General features: G+C 38.9%; 20 protein-coding genes. 11 read left to right on the top strand and 9 right to left on the bottom strand.

Annotated elements, in window-relative coordinates; translation table 11 throughout:
- The first annotated feature begins 20 nt into the window (after window positions 1-20).
- Both IPO27_14920 and IPO27_14915 read left to right on the top strand, forming a co-directional pair.
- Window positions 21-4,070, top strand: a complete 4,050-nt coding sequence (locus IPO27_14920) for a hypothetical protein (GenBank protein MBK8847756.1) — start codon at window positions 21-23, stop codon at window positions 4,068-4,070.
- A 101-nt stretch (window positions 4,071-4,171) separates the two neighbouring features.
- Window positions 4,172-5,173 carry a PorV/PorQ family protein gene (locus IPO27_14915; GenBank protein MBK8847755.1) on the top strand — a complete coding sequence of 334 codons (1,002 nt, stop codon included), beginning with the start codon at window positions 4,172-4,174 and terminating at the stop codon, window positions 5,171-5,173.
- Window positions 5,174-5,237: 64 nt separating this feature from the next.
- Here the strand turns inward: IPO27_14915 and IPO27_14910 are convergent, their stop codons facing one another.
- Both IPO27_14910 and IPO27_14905 read right to left on the bottom strand, forming a co-directional pair.
- A complete protein-coding gene (locus tag IPO27_14910) occupies window positions 5,238-5,435 on the bottom strand; it encodes a hypothetical protein (protein ID MBK8847754.1) in 198 nt (65 codons plus the stop codon).
- Between the two features lie 74 nt (window positions 5,436-5,509).
- Window positions 5,510-6,583, bottom strand: coding sequence for an Mrp/NBP35 family ATP-binding protein (locus IPO27_14905; protein MBK8847753.1), 1,074 nt, complete (start codon window positions 6,581-6,583; stop codon window positions 5,510-5,512).
- Window positions 6,584-6,787: 204 nt separating this feature from the next.
- On the opposite strand from IPO27_14905, the gene ffh reads away from it, so the two are divergent.
- Together ffh and IPO27_14895 are read left to right on the top strand one after the other, a co-directional pair.
- Window positions 6,788-8,116, top strand: a complete 1,329-nt coding sequence (gene ffh, locus IPO27_14900) for a signal recognition particle protein (GenBank protein ID MBK8847752.1) — start codon at window positions 6,788-6,790, stop codon at window positions 8,114-8,116.
- Between the two features lie 141 nt (window positions 8,117-8,257).
- Window positions 8,258-10,807, top strand: coding sequence for a T9SS type A sorting domain-containing protein (locus IPO27_14895; protein MBK8847751.1), 2,550 nt, complete (start codon window positions 8,258-8,260; stop codon window positions 10,805-10,807).
- Between the two features lie 83 nt (window positions 10,808-10,890).
- Here the strand turns inward: IPO27_14895 and IPO27_14890 are convergent, their stop codons facing one another.
- Window positions 10,891-12,132 (bottom strand): DUF1015 domain-containing protein, encoded by a 1,242-nt coding sequence (locus IPO27_14890; GenBank protein ID MBK8847750.1) that lies wholly within the window; start codon window positions 12,130-12,132, stop codon window positions 10,891-10,893.
- Window positions 12,133-12,221: 89 nt separating this feature from the next.
- Here IPO27_14890 and IPO27_14885 point away from each other — a divergent pair, with 89 nt between their 5' ends.
- Both IPO27_14885 and IPO27_14880 read left to right on the top strand, forming a co-directional pair.
- Entirely contained in the window at window positions 12,222-12,854 is a 633-nt protein-coding gene (locus IPO27_14885) for a metallophosphatase domain-containing protein (protein ID MBK8847749.1), read from the top strand.
- A 245-nt stretch (window positions 12,855-13,099) separates the two neighbouring features.
- Window positions 13,100-15,409, top strand: a complete 2,310-nt coding sequence (locus IPO27_14880; protein ID MBK8847748.1) for a patatin-like phospholipase family protein — start codon at window positions 13,100-13,102, stop codon at window positions 15,407-15,409.
- Window positions 15,410-15,443: 34 nt separating this feature from the next.
- Here the strand turns inward: IPO27_14880 and IPO27_14875 are convergent, their stop codons facing one another.
- Entirely contained in the window at window positions 15,444-16,097 is a 654-nt protein-coding gene (locus IPO27_14875; protein ID MBK8847747.1) for an ABC transporter ATP-binding protein, read from the bottom strand.
- 89 nt (window positions 16,098-16,186) lie between these two features.
- Between IPO27_14875 and IPO27_14870 the strand changes: the two genes are divergently transcribed.
- The 3 genes from IPO27_14870 (at window position 16,187) to IPO27_14860 (ending at window position 17,787) form a co-directional block, all read left to right on the top strand.
- Window positions 16,187-17,068: a bifunctional 5,10-methylene-tetrahydrofolate dehydrogenase/5,10-methylene-tetrahydrofolate cyclohydrolase gene (locus IPO27_14870; protein ID MBK8847746.1), complete on the top strand. Its 882-nt coding sequence runs from the start codon at window positions 16,187-16,189 to the stop codon at window positions 17,066-17,068.
- Window positions 17,069-17,135: 67 nt separating this feature from the next.
- Complete coding sequence (locus tag IPO27_14865; GenBank protein ID MBK8847745.1) at window positions 17,136-17,429, top strand: DUF2752 domain-containing protein; 294 nt, start codon at window positions 17,136-17,138, stop codon at window positions 17,427-17,429.
- 1 nt (window position 17,430) lies between these two features.
- Complete coding sequence (locus IPO27_14860; GenBank protein MBK8847744.1) at window positions 17,431-17,787, top strand: TM2 domain-containing protein; 357 nt, start codon at window positions 17,431-17,433, stop codon at window positions 17,785-17,787.
- Between the two features lie 6 nt (window positions 17,788-17,793).
- Here IPO27_14860 and IPO27_14855 read toward each other — a convergent pair whose 3' ends face one another.
- From IPO27_14855 to IPO27_14835, 5 genes are all read right to left on the bottom strand, one after another.
- A complete protein-coding gene (locus tag IPO27_14855) occupies window positions 17,794-18,522 on the bottom strand; it encodes an SOS response-associated peptidase (protein ID MBK8847743.1) in 729 nt (242 codons plus the stop codon).
- Between the two features lie 7 nt (window positions 18,523-18,529).
- Window positions 18,530-18,787 carry a hypothetical protein gene (locus IPO27_14850; GenBank protein MBK8847742.1) on the bottom strand — a complete coding sequence of 86 codons (258 nt, stop codon included), beginning with the start codon at window positions 18,785-18,787 and terminating at the stop codon, window positions 18,530-18,532.
- Window positions 18,788-18,895: 108 nt separating this feature from the next.
- Entirely contained in the window at window positions 18,896-19,381 is a 486-nt protein-coding gene (locus IPO27_14845; protein MBK8847741.1) for a hypothetical protein, read from the bottom strand.
- 6 nt (window positions 19,382-19,387) lie between these two features.
- Window positions 19,388-19,960 (bottom strand): hypothetical protein, encoded by a 573-nt coding sequence (locus IPO27_14840; protein ID MBK8847740.1) that lies wholly within the window; start codon window positions 19,958-19,960, stop codon window positions 19,388-19,390.
- Window positions 19,957-20,502, bottom strand: a complete 546-nt coding sequence (locus IPO27_14835) for a sigma-70 family RNA polymerase sigma factor (GenBank protein MBK8847739.1) — start codon at window positions 20,500-20,502, stop codon at window positions 19,957-19,959. The genes IPO27_14840 and IPO27_14835 overlap by 4 nt, the downstream gene beginning before the upstream one ends.
- 571 nt (window positions 20,503-21,073) lie before the next feature.
- On the opposite strand from IPO27_14835, the gene IPO27_14830 reads away from it, so the two are divergent.
- Together IPO27_14830 and IPO27_14825 are read left to right on the top strand one after the other, a co-directional pair.
- Window positions 21,074-22,417, top strand: coding sequence for a hypothetical protein (locus tag IPO27_14830; GenBank protein ID MBK8847738.1), 1,344 nt, complete (start codon window positions 21,074-21,076; stop codon window positions 22,415-22,417).
- An 8-nt stretch (window positions 22,418-22,425) separates the two neighbouring features.
- Window positions 22,426-24,054 carry a hypothetical protein gene (locus IPO27_14825; GenBank protein MBK8847737.1) on the top strand — a complete coding sequence of 543 codons (1,629 nt, stop codon included), beginning with the start codon at window positions 22,426-22,428 and terminating at the stop codon, window positions 24,052-24,054.
- Window positions 24,055-24,083: the final 29 nt, after the last annotated feature.

Below are 24,083 nucleotides of genomic sequence, written 5' to 3'. Positions count from 1 at the left end.
ACAATAACAAATTAACATAAATGAAAAATAAATTTTATCACTTAACAATGCTTACAATGCTTATTGCATTTGTAAGTTATGGTAAAGAAAATGTTGGAGGCAAGAAAATGGCCTCAGGGGGGCTTAATCAGAAAGTTGTTGCAGGATGCTTAACCCCCACTGCCAAAATAGATATGGAAATAAATAATGTTCGTTGCGGTTTTACTACAGGAGGCGATCAGTGGTGGGATCCATTTGCAGCTCAGCCTCGTTACGAAATTCCTATCAACTCAGGTAAGCACTCCATTTATGCCAGCTCAGTATGGGTAGGTGGTTTGGATGCCAGCGGCAATATTAAGGTTGCAGCTCAAACGTATCGTCAAACAGGTTTGGATTTCTGGCCTGGTGCTGTTGATAAATCAAATGCATCAATAACGCCACAACGTTGTGCCTTTTACGATAGATTTTGGAAAATATCTAAAGAAGAAGTATTGGCCACAATAGCTAATCCTGCGAATGCTACAAATACCATTAAAGACTGGCCTGGAAATGGTGATCAGGCATTTAATGAGGAATTGTTTCTTGCTCCATTTTACGATGCCAATGGCAATGGAGAGTATAGTGTTGCCGAAGGCGATTATCCTTACTATAATTTTAATGACACAGTTGATGCCAATGGTGGATGTAATGATTTCCTTTTTGGTGATCAAACAATTTGGTGGGTAATAAATGATGTGGGTAATGATCACACTGCCACATTAAGTGCAAGCCCAATAGGTCTTGAAATTCAATGTCAGGCATTTGCTTTTAGAACAAATGATGAAATCAACAACATGACCTTCTGTAAATATAAAATTATCAATCGTGGTTCATTGTCTTTAGATAGCACCTATTTTGGATATTGGGTTGACCCGGATTTGGGACAATATCAGGATGACTATGTCGGTTGCGATATTGATTTGGGATTGGGTTTTGTTTACAACTCTGATAACGATGATGAAGGTGCCGGTGCTTACGGTGCTAATCCTCCATCTATAGGAGTTGACTTTTTTCAGGGGCCCCTTGCGGATGGAGGTGATGGAATTGATAACGATAACGATGGTCAGGTTGATGAACCAGGTGAGCAAATTATCATGTCTAAATACATGTATTACAATAACGTAAATGCTACACCTAATGGAAATCCTGATGGACCACAACATCACTATAACTACCTGACGGGTGCATGGGGTAACGGGCAGATCATGACTTATGGAGAAGACGGCTTTAATCCCGCAAACGAACCAACCGATTATATGTTCTCTTGGGATACCGATCTTTCTAAAACAAACAACCAATTTTACCCTTGGTCAGAACATGATGCTGCAAATCCTCCTGGCGACCGCAGATTTTTACAGTCTGCCGGAGAGTTTACGCTGTTGCCTGGTGCTGTAAACTATATTACTATAGGTGCTGTTTGGGCTAAAGCCGCAAGCGGTGGTCAATTGCAGTCGGTAGCGTTAATGAAGCTGGCTGATTTTAAAGCACAAGCTGTGTTTGATAATTGTTTTAAGGTTATTGATGGACCTCGCGCTCCCGATGTAGCAATACGTGAGTTGGATCGTGAAATAATTTTAACGCTTGAAAATTATGCATCGCCTTTAACCGAATTTTATAATGAAGTGGATGTTACTATTCCAAAGGAAATTCCACTAACAGTTTCGGTACCAGGGGTAATCGTTGTAAATGGAGACACCGTGAATACAAATTGGGATTCTTCCTACACACTTACTCTAACCGAGGAGCAACGTAAGTTTAGGTTTGAAGGATATTTAATATATCAACTTGCCGCTGAAGATGTAACCTACGATCCGGTAGATTTAAATAATCCTGACAGAGCGCGCTTGCTTGCTCAGGTAGATGTAAAAAATGGTGTTGCTCAAATAGTTAATCATACCTGGAATGGGGCATTAAATGATTGGGAAGATTTGGAAATGGTAAATGGCGAGGATAAAGGAATTAAACACGTATTCAGGGTGAGGAAAGATTTGTTTGGTGGTGGCGAAGGATTTATGACCAACTACAAAACTTATTATTATGTGGTTATAGCTTATGCTTATAATAACTACCTTCCATTTATGCATACTCCCGTTCCATCACCCAATACTACGCAACAAAAACCATACTTGGCTGGTCGCTTAAATGTAAGAACCTACACTGCTATTCCTCACAAGCCTCAAGTGCAAAATGGAGGAACAGTTTTTAATTCTCAATATGGTGATCGTAGCGAAATGCAACGTATCGAAGGTCAAGGTAATGGAGGTCTTATGCTATCTATGACTTCTTCTTCTATAAACGAAGCCGTTACTTCCGAAGATTACCGAAGCTATTTCCCTGTATATTCTAAGAATGCCAGTCCAATAAACATTTCAGTATTCGACCCGGTGCGTGTTAAACCAGGGACATTTGAATTACGTTTTGATGGTGTTACCGAGAATGTTTCAAACTGGGGATTAAAAGAAGCTTCTATGGCAGATACCATTAAATCTGAGTATACTTATGGTTATGCTAATGAGCAGGTAATATCCGAGTTTGGATTGACAGCAGACATTCGTCCGGTTGCCAAGTTAGATAAGGTAGTAACAGAAATGACAAGCCCGATTTTATCTTCTACCATTTCTTACGGTGGTCCAAAATGGTTAGACTTCCTTGCAGATGTAAATGGTGGTGTTGATGAAGATAACTGGATTTTATCGAACGAGGCACCATACCTTGGCATTGATGATGATGGCGTATTTGAAGGTATACTAGGTGGAAAATTCGCTCCATTTATGGTTTGTAACCGTTCTGATACTGATTTCGCACCACGTTATTCAAACTCTTCTCTTGTAAATAATTTTACCAGCATTGATTTCCTTGCATCTACCCAACTTGTTTTGACAAGCGACCAAAGCAAATGGACTCGTTGTCCTGTGCTTGAAATGAATGATGCTGCGGTAACTGAGAAAATGAATTTGCGTAAAGATCCTAGTATAGACAAAAATGGAAATAAAACATCATCGAACACTTCTAGCGATAATCCAAATGATGGAAACTTTGTGGCACCTACAGGTATGGGATGGTTCCCTGGGTATGCAGTAAATCTTGAAACCGGTGAGCGTTTGAATATTGCATACAGTGAAAACTCTGCATTAGATAATGACATGAAATGGAATCCAACTTCGAGCAAGTATGATGCAAATGGCAAACCTGTAATTGGAAACATGCATTATATATACATCTTTGGACATAATGGAAATAAAAATACCGATGTGCCACGCTATGATCATGGTAGAGTAATGTATAAGTTACTTGCTTCGGCAAATGCTGCTAATAAGCGTGGTGTATTTAAAGATTGTATGTGGGTAGGACTACCTATGCTTGCAAAAGGTAACTCTTTAAATGCCGGAGACATAACTGTAAAGATTAATGTTTCAAAAACCTATAAAACATACGATACCCGCAACGAAATGAAGGCAGGAGAAGCGTTAACTCCGGGTACTGTTTATGAAGTACGGGTAGATTCTATTGAGTACAATTCCGCAAAATTGGCTTCTGGCAGCACATTTACAGCGGTTGCAAATGCCACTACTTTTACAGGATATGGTACTGTTGTTGGTGGTGAGCATAAGAATGGACAAAATCCATACTATAAGTTCTCAACCGATGGATTGCAAATTACTACCAATGATGAAGAGACTGCTAAGTCGGCTTTAGATTTGCTTAACGTAGTTCCTAATCCATATTATGGTTATTCTTCCTATGAGAAAAACCAATTGGACAATACAGTAAAGATTACCAATCTTCCCTCAAACTGCGTAGTTACCATAATGAATACAAGTGGTGTTATCATCCGTAAGTTTAAGCGTGCTGTTTCTCCTGATGTTAGTCAGGGTGGATTATCAAAAGCAAATGATAATCTGGATACTTCAATAGATTGGGATTTGAAAAACACAAAAGGAGTGCCGGTTGCAAGCGGAATTTATCTTATACATGTAGATATAGAAGGTGTAGGATCACGAGTATTAAAATCCATGTTAATTATGCGTCCTGTTGATATTGACACATTCTAAAAAGTAATTATAACCACAATTATTAAAAAGTAAAAGTTATGAAAAGGATATTGAAATTAAGTATAAAGCGAATTGCGGTAATTGGATTATCAGCAATTTCAATGGTAGCTGTGGCGGGCAACCCAGACCGTGCCGGGTCTTCCGGTGCTTCGGAGTTGCTCATTAACCCATTTGCGCGTTCTGCCGGGTGGTGTGGTGCAAACTCTGCAGGTGTTCGTGGTTTAGAGGCCCAATTTTGGAACGTAGCCGGATTAGCATTTGTGAAGAAGACCGAAATTCAATTTAATCATACCCAATGGTTAAAGAATTCCGAAATCAACATAAATCAATTTGGCCTTGCGCAGCATGTAGGACAAAGTGGTGTAATTGGTGTTTCGGTTATGTCGATGAACTTTGGTGATATTCCAATTACAACAACCGATTTACCTGAGGGTGGTATTGGAACCTTCTCGCCACAATTCTTCAATCTTGGATTGTCTTATTCCAAGGAGTTTTCGAATCGTATTTATGGAGGTGTTTGCTTAAAAGTTATTTCACAACAGATTGCCAACGTAAAAGCTCAGGGATTTGCCTTCGATGCAGGTATTCAATACGTTACCGGGTTTAATGCTGACAAGGATAATTTGAAATTTGGTATAGCACTTAAGAATGTTTCGGCCCCTATGAAATATTCAGGTGATGGTTTGGCAATTAAGGGAACATTAAACACCGGTGCTCAAATCAGTTTGCAACAAAAGTCAGCCAATTTTGAATTGCCCTCTTTGCTAAATATTGGAGCATCATATGATTTCAAACTTGCCGAAATGCACCGATTGACTGCTGCAGCTAACTTTACCGGCAATTCATTTAGCCGCAATCAATATGCGTTAGGTTTAGAGTATGCATTCAAAAGTTTGTTTATGCTACGCGCAGGTTATTGCTATGAAGATGATATTACTGATAGCGAATTACGTACTACCGCATTAACTGGTTTAAATGCAGGAGTATCTTTTGAAGTGCCTTTTGGAAAAGGTGGAAAAAGCCTTGGCCTGGATTATGGCTACAGAGCAACCATCAGCGCATTTCAGGGTACACACTCTATTGGAGCACGTTTAAATCTATAGCGTTTATCGAACATCAAAAAAAAAGCTTCTCAACCGAGAAGCTTTTTTTTTGTGCCTTTATTTTTTAATTCGGCTCGCGTAAGTTATGAGTGGAAATAATTTTTTCCAGTTCTTCATTTTCCATTTCCATTAATCGTGAAATACGCTCATTGGAAAACCCTTTATCAATATACTCTTGAATATGTTCGACCATGATGTTCATTTTTGCTTCAAAATCATATCGCATTTCGTAAAAATTCTCGCCTTCGTTGTCCTCCTTCATATAAGTTATTAATTGTTTTTTTATTACAATGCCGGCAATGAAAATTTTGTGCCAAGTAATGGTGGAATTAGATATTAATTAAGTATACGTGCATTACGTATAGCTATTTGTTGTGCAATATTTCCGGCAATGGTATAAAATGCAAGCGAAGCAGGATGTGTGTCATCCAAAATTAGAGGAGTGCCTTTGTCTCCGCCATCGCAAATGCTTTGCACAATTGGAATTTCGCCAGCAAAAGGAATAGATAATTCTTTGGCTAGTGCGATTCCCCCGTCTTTTCCAAACAAGTAATATTTATTGTCAGGCAATTCAGCCGGAGTAAAATAGGCCATGTTTTGCACAAGGCCAATAATAGGTACGTTAATAGAAGGAATACGAAACATGGCAATTGCTTTTCGTGCATCGGCGATCGCTACTTGCTGCGGAGTGCTTACTATAACAGCACCGGTTAGCGGCACCGATCCAACAAGTGTAAGATGGATATCACTTGTGCCTGGAGGCAAATCAACCAGCAGATAATCCAATTCGCCCCAATCAGCATCTGTAATTAGCTGTTTTAATGCACGCGATGCCATAGGGCCGCGCCAAACTACTGCCTGATTAGGGTCGGCAATAAATCCAATGGATAATAATTTTACTCCATATTTTTCGGCAGGCACCATAAGTTGTTTGCCATTCTTTTCGACCACGGCCGGAACCTCATGCTCCATACCAAACATAATTGGTATGCTAGGTCCAAATATATCGGCATCAATTAATCCAACCTTAGCACCTGTTTGTGCCAAAGCTATAGCCAGGTTAGTGGCTACGGTGCTCTTTCCAACTCCGCCCTTGCCGCTGGCAATGGCAATTATGTTTTTTACATCTTTTAAACTTTCTTCGGTCGATTCAGATTTTCCGGTGGTATTTGCCGTCATTAGCACATCAACCAGGGCCTCTTTGTCTACCAAATGCACAATTGCGTTAATACATGCATTTCGAATCAAGTCTTTCATGGGACATGCCGGAGTAGTAAGCACTACGGTAAATGAAACTTTCTTGCCTTCAATTTTAAGGTCTTTCACCATACCAAGGGTGACCAAATCCTTTTTTAAATCAGGGTCATCTACCTGCCTTAGGGCATCCCATACTTCTTCTTCTTTTATCACGTTGGCTGTTTTTAAATTTTGCACGAAAGTAAAGCCTCAATTACTAATAACAAGTAATAAAGCGTAAATGTTGTCACCTAATTCCTAAGGGAATTTTGCCAGTCTGAAATTAGAATTTTCAATCCGGCTTTAAATGCATGAAAGTCGGGCTCAATTTATATTTTTGCGCCTCTTTAATTCATTTTCTAAAATAGATAATATTCCATGTTTGAGAATCGCTCCGATAAATTAGACCGGGCCTTTAAAGTACTTAAGGGTCAGGGAAAAATTTCAGAAATAAATATAGCCGAAACCGTAAAGGAAGTTCGGAAAGCGTTGCTCGATGCTGATGTTAATTATAAAGTTGCCAAAGATTTTACAGATAGGGTAAAGCAAAAGGCAATGGGGCAAAATGTAATGCTTGCTGTTTCTCCCTCTCAGTTGATGGTTAAAATTGTACACGATGAGCTAGCGCAATTAATGGGTGGTGAGCATTCAGATATTGATTTGAAATCCAATCCATGTATAATTCTGATGAGCGGATTGCAAGGTTCGGGTAAGACTACCTTGAGCGGCAAGCTGGCGTATTATCTGAAAACAAAGAAGCAGAAACAGCCATTGCTTGTGGCATGTGATGTATATCGCCCTGCTGCAATTGACCAGCTTACCGTACTTGGCGAACAAATTGGTGTAGACGTATATAGTAACCGAGACACAAACGATCCGGTTAAAATAGCCCTAGAAGGTATTGCAAAAGCCAGGGAGTTAAACAAGAACGTAGTTGTAATTGATACAGCAGGTCGTTTAGCAATTGACACCCAAATGATGGATGAAATTGCACGCATTAAGCAAGCGATAAAGCCCACCGAAACATTATTTGTTGTAGACGCAATGACCGGGCAAGATGCTGTGAATACCGCCAAGGCTTTTAACGACATACTTAATTTTGATGGAGTGGTGTTGACCAAATTGGATGGCGATACCCGCGGAGGTGCAGCCCTATCTATACGAACGGTGGTGGATAAGCCTATTAAGTTTGTGGGTACCGGTGAAAAAATGGAAGCCCTCGATGTGTTTTATCCTTCGCGTATGGCCGACCGCATTTTGGGAATGGGCGATATTGTTTCGTTGGTTGAACGTGCCCAAGAGCAGTTTGATGCCAAGGAAGCAGCCGAGTTGCAAAAGAAAATAGCTAAGGACAAGTTTAACTTTAACGACTTTGTTCAACAATTGCAGCAGATTAAAAAAATGGGCAACATGAAGGATTTGGTTGGCATGATTCCTGGAATGGGCAAGGCCTTGAAGGATGTGGAAATTGATAACAAAGCATTTGATAAAATTGAGGCCATCATTAAGTCGATGACCCCTTACGAGCGCGAGAACCCCGATCAAATAAGTGGCAGCCGTAGAAAACGAATAGCAGGTGGTAGTGGAAACGATATTGCTGAAGTAAACAAATTGCTCAAGCAATTTGAAGAAACCAGGAAAATGATGAAAGCCTTTACTACTGGCAACATGAAGGGAATGGCACAGAATATGAAACCACGCAGGTAGACTTATTATAGTCCCTCATTTTCCATTCTGAAAAAACAAGTATCCTCTAATTTATCCAGGTTGATAATATTTTTATTAATGCAATTTAATTAGTTTTAATTGCTTGCAGATGATTTTACTTTTGTAGAATAATAAATCAACATGAGAAAATTTTTTGTTCTGATAATTTTATTGTTTAACACTACGGTTGCACTATCACAATGCATGGATATAAATTGGATAAACCCATTGCCGCAAGGAAACCATATAGTGGGCTTGCAAGTAGTAAGTGACGATACAGTATATTGTGTAGGAGAAGGTGGTACCTTCTTGCGAACATACGATGGTGGGCAGACCTGGTTTAATAATCGAATCAAGTATTTTGATTTGTACCACATTAATTTTGTTACAGGTAATGTTGGCTTTGCATGTGGTTTTGGGGCAAGTTATGGACGTGTATACAAAACACAAGATGCCGGGCAAACCTGGTTTGAAGTATTTGTTACACCCGGCCCGCAACAGGCTTTGTATCAAGTATGTTTTATAGATGCAAATACCGGTTTTACTGCCGGGTGGCCGGGCGGTACCATTTATAAAACTACAGATGGTGGAGCAACATGGTCGGGCAAAGCAAGTGGTGGTACAGGATATATTTACAGCTTACAATTTATAACTTCTAACAGGGGAATTGCAATGATTGCTAATTCACAAGTTAGCATAACTAACGATGGTGGCGATACCTGGACTAAACAAAATCTTCCTGGAAACCCAACTATAACAGCCATGCATTTTGCAGATAGCCTTAATGGTTTTATTACAACTAGTGCCAATACAGATGCTTATAAAACTAATGATGGTGGTAATACATGGACAACAATCGCTCACGCGCTCCCATGGTTTAGGCGCGATGTGTATTTTACTAGTAAAGATACGGGCTATGTTGCAAGTTCAAGTTTCGATGTACAGGTGTCGAAAACAGTGGATGGTGGGGCAACATGGACTTCGCAAATAGTGGCAACGGTGTATAATGGTGTTCAACTGGCCTTCTCGCCAGGAAATAAAGATATTGGATACCTTGCTGCTTCAGCAGGCAAGTTTATGAAGACTACCGATGGAGGAGCAACGTGGAATAGCATTAGCAGTGGCTTTTATAATTACTTATACGATATGCAGTTTGTAGGAGATAGTACGATTTACGTTTGCTCTTCAACCGGCTTTATTAATAAGTCAACCGATTTGGGAGCTACCTGGACTACGCTTACCACCGGCACTTCAAAGCAAATTAAAGCCATGCACTTTATTAATGACTCTACCGGGATAGCCATTGGCGATCTGGGTACGGTTATTAAAACTACTAATTCAGGAAATACCTGGTCATCTAAAAACGGACAAAACAGTTTATATCAATACGATATTCAATTTATTAATAATCAACTTGGCCTGCTATGTGGTGCTGCTGGTTTGATACGCAGAAGTACAAATGGCGGAGACACCTGGAATATAGTTAGCAGTGGTGTGAACCATTTGTTGACTAAAATTTTTATGGTCAATGCTGATACAATGTATGTAGCAGCTGATTCAGGAAGGGTACTTCGATCAATTGATGGAGGGCAAACATGGGTTCAAACGTTTACTAATAATAATGCGCGAATTACCGGCTTGCATTTTTTTAATGGTATGTATGGGCTATGTGGTAACGATGGCGAATATATATATCGGACGTATGATGCCGGACAAACCTGGACAGAAATTTATGATGGATGGGGTGCTCCGGTAGAGCAATTTGCTTTTATGGATGAGCAGGTTGGCTATTACTTGCAAAGCGATTTAAGCAATGCTAACCTGTTACGCACCGCTGATGGTGGAGATACCTGGACTTACACCGACTTTAATATTGGTGATGAATTAACCACCTTAACCTTGCATAAGGGCGAGCTTTATGCGTGTGGTTATTTTGGAAAAATTGTCAAAATTACTCCTCAAGTTTTAAGCCCCGTTGTGCAGCCGTTTGTTGCTTGCGGGCAGGGGACATATACCCTTACCGTTACATCCACTATGCCGGTATACTGGTTCAATTTTCCGTACACGAATAATCCGGTTGATAGCGGCTTAAGTTTTATAACGCCATTTCTTACAACTGACGACACTTTCTTTGTTGCTTCTTACGATGCCGCTACACAATGTTATTCGCCTATTATGCCGGTGGTGGTTCATTTACAATCGTTACCATTAGTAACCTGTGGTATAAACGATACTGTTTGTAATTATGCTTCTCCTTTTACACTGTTTGGTGGTTTGCCTCAAGGCGGAGTATATGCAGGCCCGGGGGTTAACAACAATGTATTTGACCCGGCACAGGCGCAGTTTGGCATTAACAGTATTAACTACACCTATACAGATATTAATGGATGCAATGCAAGTGCAGCAGGAACTATTTTTGTTTCATCATGTACTGCTATAGATGAGAATACTTCTTCCGGTTTTTTAATTTATCCTGCTATTACGCATGATTTTGTTTTCATTAAATCAACTGCTTTACACCAGACTAATATGATAGTAAAAGTATTAAGTGCAGAAGGTAAAATTTGTTATACTCCTTTTCTAAATCAATCATCGGAAATAGATTTGCGTTCATGTGCTCCGGGAATGTATACGGTTGTCATTGAAACTGCAAACAAAGTATTCAAGCAGCGCGTAGCAAAAATCGAATAGCACTACCCGTTGTTAAATCTAATCAACAAAAATTATTAAGCATATTGATGCCTGATGATTTTAATTAATCACTTTTATTTTTTTCAAAACTTATGTATCAGTAAGCCACTTCGCAGTTTTGGTTCAAACCACGTGGTTTTGGGAGGCATTATTTTTCCTGAATCTGCAATGTCCATCAACTGTTTCATGCTTACAGGATATAAGGCAAAAGCGGCTTTCATTTCTCCACTATCCACACGTTTTTTTAATTCACCAAGACCTCTGATTCCTCCAACAAAATCAATACGCTTATCCGTACGTAAATCATGAATGCCAAGCAATGGTGACAATACTTGCTCAGATAATATCGTAACATCGAGAACACCAATAGGGTCGCTATCATTATAAGTGCCCAACCGCGCTGTCAACCTATACCATATACCTTCGCAGTATAAGCTTAACTCATGCAATTTTTGTGGTTTATAAATTTCATTACCCATGTTTTCAACATTAAAACCATGATTAAGCTTCTCTAAAAATTGTGCGGTAGTTAGACTATTCAAATCCTTAACCACTCGGTTGTAATCAATTATACTTAATTGATTGTCGGGGAAATGCACAGCCAGGAAAAAATTATAAGCCTCGTTTCCTGTATGAGTTGAGTTTGCCTTGGCAAGCTCACGCCCCACCAAAGCAGCAGCAGCAGTGCGGTGATGCCCATCGGCTACGTAGGTATATGGAATGGCGGCAAAAGCTTCAACAATATCAGATATGAGTAAATCATCATCTACCACCCACACGGTATGGCCAATGGCATCATCAGCAATAAAATCATACACAGGATTTTTTTCTGTAGCGCGCTTCACCATATGATCAAGTGCTGCTACTTGCCTGATGGCGTAAAAAACCGGTTCTGAATGCATTTGGCCCACGCGCACATGATTCTTTCTGTCTTCCTCTTTTTCGGGTCGGGTTAGCTCATGTTTCTTAACAATGTCATTAAAATAATCTTCGATGCTGGCTAATCCAACTATGCCATATTGTTCGCGTCCCATCATCGTTTGGCGGTAGATATAAATACATGGTTTTTCTTCCTGAAGAAAGACTCCCTCGTTCAACATTCGATCAAAATTTTCTTTGCCTTTCGCATACACTTCAGGCGCATAGTGATCCATATCATCGGGGCAATCTATTTCGGGTTTAATTACATGGTAGAACGAAAGTGCATTGTCACCAGCTTCGGTTTTTGCTTCCATCTCATTTAACACATCATAAGGTCGCGAAGCCACATTTGCTGCAAATTCAGGACGTGGGCGCACAGCCCTGAATGGTTTTAATATTGCCATTGAATTAATATTTTCGGACAAAGAAAAGCATAATTTATTTTTAGGATAAAATATTGTTTATACTTTTACCGAAACCCGCTTAATAACCTATGAAATTTGTTGTAATAAGTGATACCCATGGTCAGCATGAAAAGCTTGTATTGCCTCAGGGGGATGCCATTATACATGCAGGAGACCTTACCAAAAGAGGGTACAGGTCAGAAGTGATTGATTTTTTAAAATGGTATACGGAGCTAGATTTCAAATACAAAATATTTATTGCCGGTAATCACGATTTTTTGTTTGAGCAAAATCCCGAAGTTATAGAAGATCTACTTCCACAAAATCTGATTTATCTTTTTGACCAATCAGTAACTATAGAAGGAATTAAAATTCATGGATCACCTATTCAACCATGGTTTCACGATTGGGCTTTTAACAGGCAACGTGGAGAAGATATACAACGGCACTGGAATTTAATACCACCTGATACGGATATACTAATAACCCACGGACCTCCAGCCGGAATGCTTGATCGCCTTGCAATGGGTATTGATGTTGGCTGCGAAAATCTGAAAACAACAGTTGAGAAAATTAAACCAAAGTTCCACATTTTTGGCCACATACACGAGAGTTATGGTATTCGAATACTAGAGGGTGTTACGTATATAAATGCCTGCATTTTAAATGAAGACTATATCATACAGAATGAACCTTTGACTTTTGATTTTGAAGGGGTATAAATGGTATCAGCTAGTTCAAAAATTTACAGGAAAAGAGTTACCTGTGAAAAATTGCTTTAGCCATTTCAAATTTTTTTGCATTCTGTTTTTAAAAGTCCAAATTGATAATCGCCTTTTCCTTAATTTATTTAGATTTATGTTCAATAAGTGCTGGCATATGACGTTAGGTGGTTTATTCTGTTAAGCAATATATTTTAAATACATTCTAAGCTTATATTTGCTGACCTTAGTATCATAAAAGCCTCATGAACAAAGTATATACCCTCAGTTACAAAGTTTGCCTTGCAATTGTTGCTTTGTTTATGGTAGATGATAATCAGGCAAATGCGCAAAAGGTTGGCTTGGTGCTTAGCGGAGGAGGCGTACGTGCTTTCGCACATATTGGGGTGATAAAAGCGCTGGAGGAAAATAATATTCCCATCGACTACATTACAGGGACATCGGGCGGGGCCTTGGTAGGAAGCCTTTATGCCTGTGGCTATAGTGGGTACGAAATAGAAGCTATTGTTACCAGTGAAGAATTTGCCAATGCTGGCGAAGGTATTTTTCCTGAGGAAATGGTTTATACTTTTTTGAAACAAAATCCCAATGCATCGTGGATTACGTTAAAAATTGGAATCGATTCCGTATTACGGGCACGCGTACCATCAAGCATAGTCAACTCAGCAGCAGTTGATTTTGGTTTAATACAGTATTATGCCAAGCCAATAGCTGCGGCCGGTTATAATTTTGATAGCCTCTTTGTGCCATTCAGATGTGTGGCGAGCGATATAAAATCGAAATCGCAGGTTGTGTTTAAAGATGGCGACCTTGGTCTTGCTGTGCGTGCATCTATGGCATTTCCATTTTATTTTTCAAGTGTGAATGCGGATGGTAAAATAATGTTTGATGGAGGAATGTATAATAATTTTCCGGTTGATGTAATGCTTAACGAGTTCATGCCTGATGTAGTTATTGGAAGCAGCGCTGCAGGCCCCATCGAAATTCCTTTTGAGGATAATATCATTTCGCAAACGCGAACCATGCTCACTCAAACCACCTACTATAATGTGCAACGCAAGCAGGATTTTTTAGTTCAGAGCAATGTGCAGTTTATGGATGTTTTTGATTTTACAAAAGTAAAGGCAGCTATTGATTCTGGCTATGTGCAAACCTTACGCATGATTGACAGCATTGCAGCTCGTATTCCCCGATGTCTGGTGCCTGACGAGCGAAAACTGAATCGCTCTCAATTTCATAAGGCGCTCAAACCTTTTATTATAACCGAAGTTAAAACTTCAGGTGTAAATGTCGATCAGGCGTTTTATATCAAATCGGTTGTTAAGCCATCAAAGGGCCCTGTAAGTTTAGATAAAATTAAGGTTGGTTTTTTTAGGCTCGCACAAGATCAAAATATAAAATATGTTTTTCCCTTTTTAAAAAGGAATCTTGATGATAGCACCTATACATTGCAGTTACAAGTTCGCAGAGAAAAAGACTTGATAGTAGATTTTGGCGGAAACTTTTCATCACGTCCGGTAAACGAAGGTTTTGTTGGTGTTCAATATAATTTTTTAGGAAGACAGGCTCTCTCCATAAATGGAAACGTATATTTTGGTAAACTGTATAATGCTGCCTATGCATCGCTGCGAGTTGCCAATCCGGGGCGGTATAATTTTTATATAGAGCCTTATTACTCTATTGGCAGGTGGGATTATTTCAGGAGCAGCAGTTCTTTCTTTGAAGATGTAAAGCCAAGCTATCTGATAACAGATGAACAAAAAACAGGTGTTGATTTCTCTATTCCTATTCGCAACAGGGTAAAGGTTATTGGTAATGCTGCATTTTTTTCAATCGATAATAAATATTTTCAGTCGCAACAGTTTAGCACAGCTGATACCGCAGACCAAACAACTTTTGTAGGCACCATTTATGGTGTTCAATTTGAGCGCAATCAGCTCAATCGTAAAATGTATGCTAACCGTGGCAGCAATTTCATTTTTTCGATAAAGCAGGTACAGGGCCGTGAGTTAACGGTACTTGGCACGTCAGCCATAGTGCGCGATACCTCGTCACAGTTTAACTCGTGGGTGCGTGCGCGTGTGGTATGGGATAATTATTTTTTTCAACAGCGCTATTACAGCCTTGGCATTTATAGCGAATTGATGCTAAGTAGCCAACAGTTTTTTGCAAATTATACGGCAAGTATTTTATCTGCACCGGTGTTTGAACCTACTCAAGAAAGTAAAACCATCTTCCTTAATAAATTCAGAGCACACAATTACGTTGGATTGGGAATTAAAAATGTATTTAGCATCAATCGCAGTTTTGATTTTCGTATTGAGGGATATATTTTTCAGCCCTTTCAGGAAATATTGCGTGGAGCCAATGATTTAAAAGCCACCTATGGTATTCCCTTTAATAAGCGCTATTTGATTGGTGCCGCCTACCTTGTTTACAATACGCCTTTATGCCCAATCAGTATAGGTTTTAATTATTATGCCAACGAACCAAAGCCCACTACATTCATGTTTCATGTTGGGTATATCTTGTTTAATAGAAGGGTGATAGATTAGTATAACTGTAATAATATACGTTTTGCCAAAGTAATTATTCCACTATTTTTCCATCTACCATGTGCAGGCTGCGGTCGGCCATTTGTGCCAATGTTTGGTTGTGTGTTACAATCAGAAAAGATTGACCAAAGTCTTTACGAAGTTTAAAAATAAGCTGATGCATTTCGTTGGCATTGGCACTATCAAGGTTGCCGGTAGGTTCATCGGCCAATATAAGTTTTGGATTATTAATTAATGCCCGTGCAAAGGCTATGCGTTGTTGTTCGCCACCTGATAGTTGGGAGGGCTTATTTTCTGCACGATGTGCCAGCCCAAAATAATTGAGTAAATCCTGAGCACGTTTCTCTACCACATGTTTTTTTTGTTGCGATATAAATGCTGGTATGCAAATATTTTCTAGTGCACTAAATTCCGGTAGCAGGTTATGAAATTGAAATACGAAACCAATATCGCAATTGCGATATCGCGATTGCTGAGTAGAAGAGTAGTCCAGAATATTTTTGTCGTTAAATAGTATTTTACCACTATCGGGAAGGTCAAGCGTTCCGGTAATTTGCAGCAATGTTGTTTTTCCCGCACCCGAAGCACCCGTTAGTGCAACCACTTCGCCAGCTTGCATTTGCATACTTACACCTTGTAGTACCTTAACGGCACCGTAAGATTTTGTAATATCTATTACCTTAAGCAACATGTGGCAAACATAGATTTTTTTTATTTAACGAAAGACGTTTGTTAGCGATTTGAATTATGAATAAATACATTTGTAAAAAAAAGACAATGCAATTATTAGATGGAAAAATAGCCTCCTCATTTTATAAACAGGAAATAAAAGCTAAGGTTGCCGCACACGTTGCTTCTGGCAAGAAGGCACCACACCTGGCCGCCATTATTGCCGGCAATGATGGAGCTTCGGAGGCATATGTAGGTAACAAAATTAAAACCTGCAATGAAATAGGATTTGAGTCTACCCTCATTCGCTTATCAGCAGATGTTACACAATCCGAATTGCTTAAACATATAGATGGATTAAATAACAATCCGGCCATTGATGGATTTATTGTTCAGATGCCATTGCCAAAGCAGATTAATGTGCAACAGGTAACCGAGGCTATTCAGCCTGCAAAAGATGTAGATGGATTTCATCCAATAAACAACGGTCGTATGATGCAGCAACAGCCTTGTTATTTACCTGCTACACCCAAGGGCATTCTTCTATTGCTTGACTACTATAAAATTGATACACAGGGCAAGCATTGCGTAATACTTGGTCGTAGTAATATTGTAGGAGGCCCAATGAGCGTACTTATGTCGCGCAAAGCATCGCCCGGCAATTGTACTGTAACACTTTGCCATAGCGGAAGTAAAAATATTACGCACTTTGTTCAGCAAGCCGATATTGTAATTGCAGCGCTTGGTCAACCATATTATGTAAAGGCAGATATGATAAAGGAAGGCGCAGTTGTTATTGATGTAGGGATTACCCGTGTTACAGACACAACCAATACCAAAGGTTACCGACTTGCAGGCGATGTAGATTTCGAAAATGTAAAGGATAAATGTAGTTACATTACTCCAGTGCCCGGTGGAGTAGGGCTTATGACCATAGTAGGTTTATTGCAGAATACGTATAGCGCGGCAATCAAAGAAGTGTTCAGTTAATATTATCAATGCTTAACATTGTAGTCAGAAGTTGATTTTTTTAAAGGCATTAAAAGAAAGGAAAGCATTGAAGCAAGTCATAGCTAATAACTTCGAATTAATAAGTTGGGTTACAGCTATTATTTTTTTGGCCATTAATCCTCCTGATACCTATTACCCCATTTGCCCTTCGCAATGGCTGCTAATTCACTATTGCCCTGGTTGCGGTATTGGTCGAAGCATTGGGTGTGCCTTACGATTTGATTTTCATGCATCATGGCAATATCATAAATTAGGAATTCCCGCAACAATAATTTTACTTTGGCGTATCAAATCATTATCCACCAATATTTTTAACAGTAACAAACTTAAATCAACTTAATATGGAACGAAACTTTATGATGATGCTTCCAGGCATAGAGCCTGAAGAGATTTTATTTTTGAATGAATACACCAAAGACCTGAGTGATAATCAACTTAGAACATTTATGTCAATGTATGGAAGTAAACGAAAAGACTCGCAAACAATTTTGATTTGTACCCTTGTTGGGTTGTTTGCCGTTGCAGGTATTCAGCGCTTTATAACCAATCAAATTGGAATGGGAATATTATATCTGCTTACTGGTGGCCTTTGTTTAATAGGCACCATCATAGACCTTGTAAATTATAAGAAACTTGCCAACGAGTACAATCAAAAAACAGCAATGGAAGTTCTAAGCATTACTAAAATGAGTGCTTAATTTTAACTACCAACCAAACATAGCAAGTTCCGGATAAATAGCCGGTTCCATAACTTCAGGAGTATTATTTGACTGACTACGATCAGTAATTCTTTTGCTTATTGTGTGAGCTTCCATTTCTTGCTCATTGTAAGAAAGCATCATAGCCTTTATATCATCTTTCGATAAATCGCTTTGTAGCCATTCCTGTTCCTTCGCAATAGGAACAATAAAGGGCATCCGTTTCATGGTATTGTGTATCTGAGCCATCAGCGGGTTTGCGGCAACAGTAATAATGGCAAATGAGTTAATGACCTCACCTGTATTCTTATTTAGCCATGTATCATAGATGCCACCAAGCGAAAAGAACTCACGATTTTTAAGGTGAATATAAAAAGGGTACTTGTGCTTATTTAAAGTGTGCCACTCATAAAATCCTGTAACCACAATTAAACAACGCTTTCGCGCTACAGCGCGAAAGGATGGCTTCTCAAATATCGTTTCTGATTTTGCATTTAATGTTTGATCACGAATTTGCATTGCCTGTTCCTCATCTTTACACCAGTTAGGAATAAGACCCCATTGCATTGCTTGCAACAAGTGTGGTTCTTCGCTAGTAATTACCGGCACCTGGGGATGCGCGAATCCACTAATATGATATACGTTTTCTATAAGTAACGGCAACTTATGTTGTACTCCGTAATGTTTTTTTACGCGTTCTGCACGTGCTTCCAGATAGCTGATATTATAGCACATAAATTACTTACCTGTTATCTCTCCAAACCAAATGTTCATCGCTTCGCTTGTCGAAAAAATCAGTGCATTTACCATCGCCATTACCTGTTATGCCTCCATCCGGATAGCAAAGGGTGTTACAGTTATCATCCAGCAATTCCGATGGAATATCGCAACAGTAAGATGTTACGTAGAAAACTTTTTTTCCATTATAACAATATTGATATATGCTTACTGGAGGATTTTTTTTTGCCTTACTTTTATATTCAGTTATTTTATTTTGAATGCAAGTAGGAATTTTATTCTCGTCAAAATGCTTGCAGTCGATGGCTTTGCGGCAAGTACCCACTAAAAGTATGGTAACAACTAATAAAAGATTTTTCATCTGATAAGTTTACTGTTTCAAATCCATGTTCTTAAGCGTTACTTCAACTGCTGGTGGAATGGATACTTCGATATTTATTTCGGCAACCTTAAAATTACCAGTAGTAATTTTTTGTTGAAACTTATCGGCTGCTTCTATGGCACGTATCATCATTACCAATATTTCTTTATCGCTGTTTTCTTTTAGAATAGTTTCTATTTCATAATCATTAAGGTCGGCAAATTTGCGTAGATGAAAAATTATCTTCGGTGGCAACCCGATATTAACGGTTACTCCGGTGGTTTGGTAACCCGCTTTTTCAATTAATGGGCTAAAGTTGAGCAGATGATTTGTAAAGTCATACATCTTTTCACGACCCATTTGTGCAAAATCGGGAATGTTGTTTATTGTTTTTTTAAACGATTCGATGGATGATTCGATACCTGCAGAAATTGTATCAAGCGTGTCGGTGGTGGCAGCTTTCAAATTTTCATATATAGAATCTTTTTCGCTCATGCTTATTTAAACTTTGGCCCATTGTAAAATGGCTTTTACAGGTTTGGTTGTGGTAATCAAAATATCATGATTCTCGCCAAGACCAAAAGCAATATAATCTCCTTCGCGCATATGTACTTTCCGACTAACTCCTATTGTATCTGTGATGTTGCAGTTGCATGATCCTTCAAGTATGATGAAGCTTTCGTTTAAATCGTGATGTACTTCTTCGGGGACTTCTTGTTTTACCCAGGCTACGAACAAATCGCGTTTATCATCAGATAAAAGTTTATGCAAATGGATATTATCAAAATCAGTTGGTGGTTTTATTTCTTTCACCAGTTCTTCCCAAACTAGCAAATTGGCATCCGAGGTTAACCATGGATACTGACCGGCCTTGGGTTTCACATAATTTTGTTGCATGGCAATTAGCGTTTCAAGGTTTGCCAGTATTTTTTTGCCTGAATCTTCAGGTACCTTTTCGGCATAGGTGCTTGCAAAATCGACAAGTATATTTTCTACTGCATTCACTTCTTCGGCCGATGAATTGTCTATCCAATCTCCAATTTCCTTTTTTGTAATCTCTGTTTTCTTTCTCATGAATTAAAAATTTTACGCAGTTCCTGCATGGCAGCACGCGTTCGTGTTTTTACCGTACCAAGGGGTATGCTAAATTCATCCGATATTTCTTGTTGAGTATATCCTTCAAAATACATTAACGCTATCATTTGCTTGTGTTCAGGTTGTAAACCATGCACCATTTTTTTTACACCTATGGCATCTTCGTGGGTAGTTTGTAAAAACTTCATTTCCTGAATTGCGTAATTTTCGATGCTTTTGTTTTGCGTTTTCTTTATAGAATAAGCCGAGCGGGTAAAATCGATAGATGTGTTGCGGGCAATATTAATAAGCCAGGTTGCAAATCTTCCTTTGGTTTGATCATATATGCTCATGTTGCGCCATACTTTAACAAAGCAATCCTGTAAGAGGTTTTGGGCATCTTCTTCATCCTTTACAATTCGCAAAATAATGCCAAACAACATCGCACTATAATGTTTGTATAAATGCTCATATGCTTCGCGGTTTCCTTCGCGTAGTTGATGCACAAAAGCTTCTTCGGAAATGGTATCAGGGTTATTCATTAGGTTAATTGGAATGGTAAATTAAAGGAAATTCAGATTAAAATGCAATGCCTTGTTGTTGGTTTTTTTAAGAATTTATTATTTGCCAGCTGTTGTAACTAACACCGTATATGTTTTTAGTTGCAGCTACTCTTGGGTAATTGATAGATTTTATTTTTTTTAGCGTTTAGTCGCCTTCGCATTACAGATGAATAAATTTTTTAGGATTTAATTGCCTCACCAATACTATAAGCTGTTGTAAACATTGCATTTATCTGTTGAAAATCTTGTAAAGGCAACTGTTGATGGTCAAGGTTATGCTTTATGTGGTAAAAGAAATGGAAGCAAAAATGCATTGGCATGATTTTTACTTAATATATAACCCCGAGGTGCATGGGTTACTAACATACTTACAGGTAAGCAGTAGAATTATCAATGCGTAGAAAAACCGCTACACTTGTTTATAACTTTGAACCAATTATAGCCTATTGACTTGTTGTTTCAAAAATTAATTCTATATTGCTCCCCCATTACCCTCCCTTCTCCTTAAATATTAAATTAATTGAATGTTGTTTGTAAAAACCTAAAAGGAATGAAGAGAATTTATCAATGTGCAGTAATCCTTGGTGCTTGGATGTGGCACAATACGGCAAATGCTCAGCTTGTAAATGAAAAGTTTGATAAGTTGATTGTATCAGAAAATTTCGAAACATCCAGTAATAGTTACTGGTCAACCGTTTCTAACAATGAAAATTTATTTGTGATACAGGATGGAGAATACATCCTTAATCGTAAGATTATGGTTTCTCCGTATGCAGTAGTTTCAAATTATGAAACCGGCTACGAAACGTATCGTTTAGTCACGTCCCTCAAAATAGAAAAATCTGGAACCGATGAAACCGCAATTGGGTTAATATTTAATTCGCAACCGAGCAACAAGGGTTGTTATTTGTTTGAACTTAATAAGTTCAAAGAATATCGGGTTAGGCGCCTAGATGGAAGCACCTACAAACTTCTTACCGGTGACCCTAAAAATGGTGGATGGCTTAAGCATTCTGCAATTGTTGAAGTTGGTATGCCCAACCTGATTGAAATTAGAACTTCTAATAGCAATTTCGATCTGCTCATAAACAATACTTTTGTACAGACTTTAAATGATAATACCTATGCCTCAGGTAAGGTAGGTGTGGTGATAGGACAAACCACTAAAGGCAAAGTAGATTTTTTGTACTTTTTTACGAATAATAATTCCTATCAGGCAACACATACAGCTACTGAAACAAAAGCCCAAAATTCGAATCAGCAAACCAGTGGAGGTAATACCGATGACGTAGATATTTCGGCATTGGCAGAGTCTATTATTCAATTGAAAACTCAAATCAACAAGCTAAAAGAGGATAACAACATGTTGCGCAAGACCATTGATGCCATGAAAGGCGAAGACAATGATTTGGAGGCTATGAAGAAGGGATACGAAGCACAGATTGCCGTATTGCAAAACGAAGTGTCGATACAAAAGGCACGGGTAGATAGCACCATCTTTGCCACCAAGGACCTTGCTAAATATCGTGACATGATTAAAGGGGATGAAAATGGAGATTTATTAATCACCCTTAGCAAAACCTTAAAACAAGAAAGAGAGAAAACCGTAAAGCTTACAACAGATAATCAGCAGCTTCGCGATTCACTTGACATGATACGCACAGCTATGAAAACCATTCTTGGTACATCGGGAGATGCAGTAATTCAAAAGCAACAGGCTCCCAAGTCGGGAACGTCTAAGCCTACTAATCAGGTTCCTTCGCCACCCAAGCAAGGGGGTAATGGCCCACATCCCGGAACAACTGCCGACAAGCAGTTGATAAATGAAGATGACGAAAATACGGCCTCGCAAGAAACAGATCAAACACAACAATTACTTAAACCTAAGCAGTAACTAGTTATATGCGAATAACATTATTTAACAAGGCATTTTTAGTGCCTTGTTTTTTTTTAACCACCTTTTTTATTTGCAATAGCCCGGTGGTTTATGCGCAGTCATCTTTTGCCATACAAATAGATACCGCTCCAATAACCGTAATGCCGGCATGGCATTCGGGTGCAGTTTCACATCATAATGGATATTGGATATTGATAGGAGGGAGAGTTAATGGATTGCATGGTTTTCAACCCGCCAATGGATTTCCATTGGCCGGAGCAAATCAGAATATTTATGTTATTGATTATAAAAATGATGTGGTCTATAGCCAATCTGTTGCCGCTTATAACTCAGCCCTTTACGACCATTTAACCGCATCATCTTATCAGTTTCTGCAACGCGATAGCATCTTGTACATTTCAGGAGGGTATGGCTTCGGCTCGGCTAGTTTCGATTATATTACCTTTCCTTTGCTTACTGCTGTTAATCTAAACCGCTTAATAAGTGATGTGATTTCGCAGACCAGTGCCGAAGCTTTGTTTAAAACCTATACCGACACCGTTATGGCCGTAACAGGCGGGCAAATGATGTTGCGCGATAACCGCTTTTCAATTGTATTTGGACATCGGTTCGATGGTTATTATTCAGAGAATGATTCTTCCGGATTTTATGTGCAACATTATACGAATCAAATTCGCAGTTTTGAAATTATAGACACCAACAATTATTTGGGAATAGCCAATTATACTACTGTTTACGATTCGCTTAATTTTCACCGCAGAGATTATAATCTGGTACCACAGATATTTCCCAATGGTAAACCAGGCCATACAGCCTTTACAGGAGTTTTCAGATATGAAGCCGACCTGCCTTTTTTAGATTGCATTAATATTGACAGTGCCGGCAGTTGGCAATTGATACCTAATTTTAATCAAAATCTGAATCAGTATCATACAGCAACTATGCCTGTATACGATGCTGTGAACAACGACATGCATAACGTATTTTTTGGTGGCATGAGTTTGTACTACCTCGATAGTATTACCTCGCAACCAGTTATTGACACCATGGTGCCTTTTGTAAATACCATTAGCAAGGTAGTTCGTAAATCCGACAGCAGTATGGTTGAGTCCGCTTTTGGCGTGCGCATGCCTGCATTGCTTGGTACCAATGCCCATTTTATTCCGGCAGATGGTGTTGATATGTATGATAATGGAGTGATAAAATTAAATGCCCTTTCGGGCAATACACTGGTTGGATATATAGCAGGCGGTATTAAAAGTCCGGCACCCAATATCAGTAAAACCGGAGTATGGGTGAGTTCAGCAGTAAGCACGGTGTACCGGGTTTGGGTAGATCCTTCGGCAACCAAAATAAACGATTTACCTGTAACTAATACCATATACGATCTTATCGTTTATCCCAATCCGGCTGCCGATTATTTTACATTTCAATTTAACGCAATTAATGCAGGGGAGGCGGTAGCAACCTTATATGAAGTAGGTTCTACCCGAACAATTTGGAAAAAGAAAATACAACTACTTAAAGGAAGCAATAAATTTCTGATTGACCAGGTTAGATTAAGTGCCGGTACCTACGCGGTTGAAGTAGAATTTGAACAACTTAAAAAGGCCACCATTCTTAAAATTGAGTAAGTATAAAGCTGAAGTTTTATTTTTGGTTT

Source organism: Bacteroidota bacterium, from assembly GCA_016714535.1.
Taxonomy (GTDB): Bacteria; Bacteroidota; Bacteroidia; order AKYH767-A; family OLB10; genus JADKFV01.
This window is presented reverse-complemented; position numbering and strand designations above follow the sequence as displayed.

Coding starts and splice junctions, on each gene's coding strand:
- IPO27_14840 (MBK8847740.1), bottom strand. CDS start 19,960: ATGAGAAAGAAAACAGAGATTACAAAAAAGGAAATTGGAGATTGGATA.
- IPO27_14910 (MBK8847754.1), bottom strand. CDS start 5,435: ATGAAGGAGGACAACGAAGGCGAGAATTTTTACGAAATGCGATATGAT.
- IPO27_14920 (MBK8847756.1), top strand. CDS start 21: ATGAAAAATAAATTTTATCACTTAACAATGCTTACAATGCTTATTGCA.
- IPO27_14835 (MBK8847739.1), bottom strand. CDS start 20,502: ATGAATAACCCTGATACCATTTCCGAAGAAGCTTTTGTGCATCAACTA.
- ffh (MBK8847752.1), top strand. CDS start 6,788: ATGTTTGAGAATCGCTCCGATAAATTAGACCGGGCCTTTAAAGTACTT.
- IPO27_14890 (MBK8847750.1), bottom strand. CDS start 12,132: ATGGCAATATTAAAACCATTCAGGGCTGTGCGCCCACGTCCTGAATTT.
- IPO27_14885 (MBK8847749.1), top strand. CDS start 12,222: ATGAAATTTGTTGTAATAAGTGATACCCATGGTCAGCATGAAAAGCTT.
- IPO27_14870 (MBK8847746.1), top strand. CDS start 16,187: ATGCAATTATTAGATGGAAAAATAGCCTCCTCATTTTATAAACAGGAA.
- IPO27_14915 (MBK8847755.1), top strand. CDS start 4,172: ATGGTAGCTGTGGCGGGCAACCCAGACCGTGCCGGGTCTTCCGGTGCT.
- IPO27_14895 (MBK8847751.1), top strand. CDS start 8,258: ATGAGAAAATTTTTTGTTCTGATAATTTTATTGTTTAACACTACGGTT.
- IPO27_14880 (MBK8847748.1), top strand. CDS start 13,100: ATGAACAAAGTATATACCCTCAGTTACAAAGTTTGCCTTGCAATTGTT.
- IPO27_14825 (MBK8847737.1), top strand. CDS start 22,426: ATGCGAATAACATTATTTAACAAGGCATTTTTAGTGCCTTGTTTTTTT.
- IPO27_14830 (MBK8847738.1), top strand. CDS start 21,074: ATGAAGAGAATTTATCAATGTGCAGTAATCCTTGGTGCTTGGATGTGG.
- IPO27_14855 (MBK8847743.1), bottom strand. CDS start 18,522: ATGTGCTATAATATCAGCTATCTGGAAGCACGTGCAGAACGCGTAAAA.
- IPO27_14845 (MBK8847741.1), bottom strand. CDS start 19,381: ATGAGCGAAAAAGATTCTATATATGAAAATTTGAAAGCTGCCACCACC.
- IPO27_14860 (MBK8847744.1), top strand. CDS start 17,431: ATGGAACGAAACTTTATGATGATGCTTCCAGGCATAGAGCCTGAAGAG.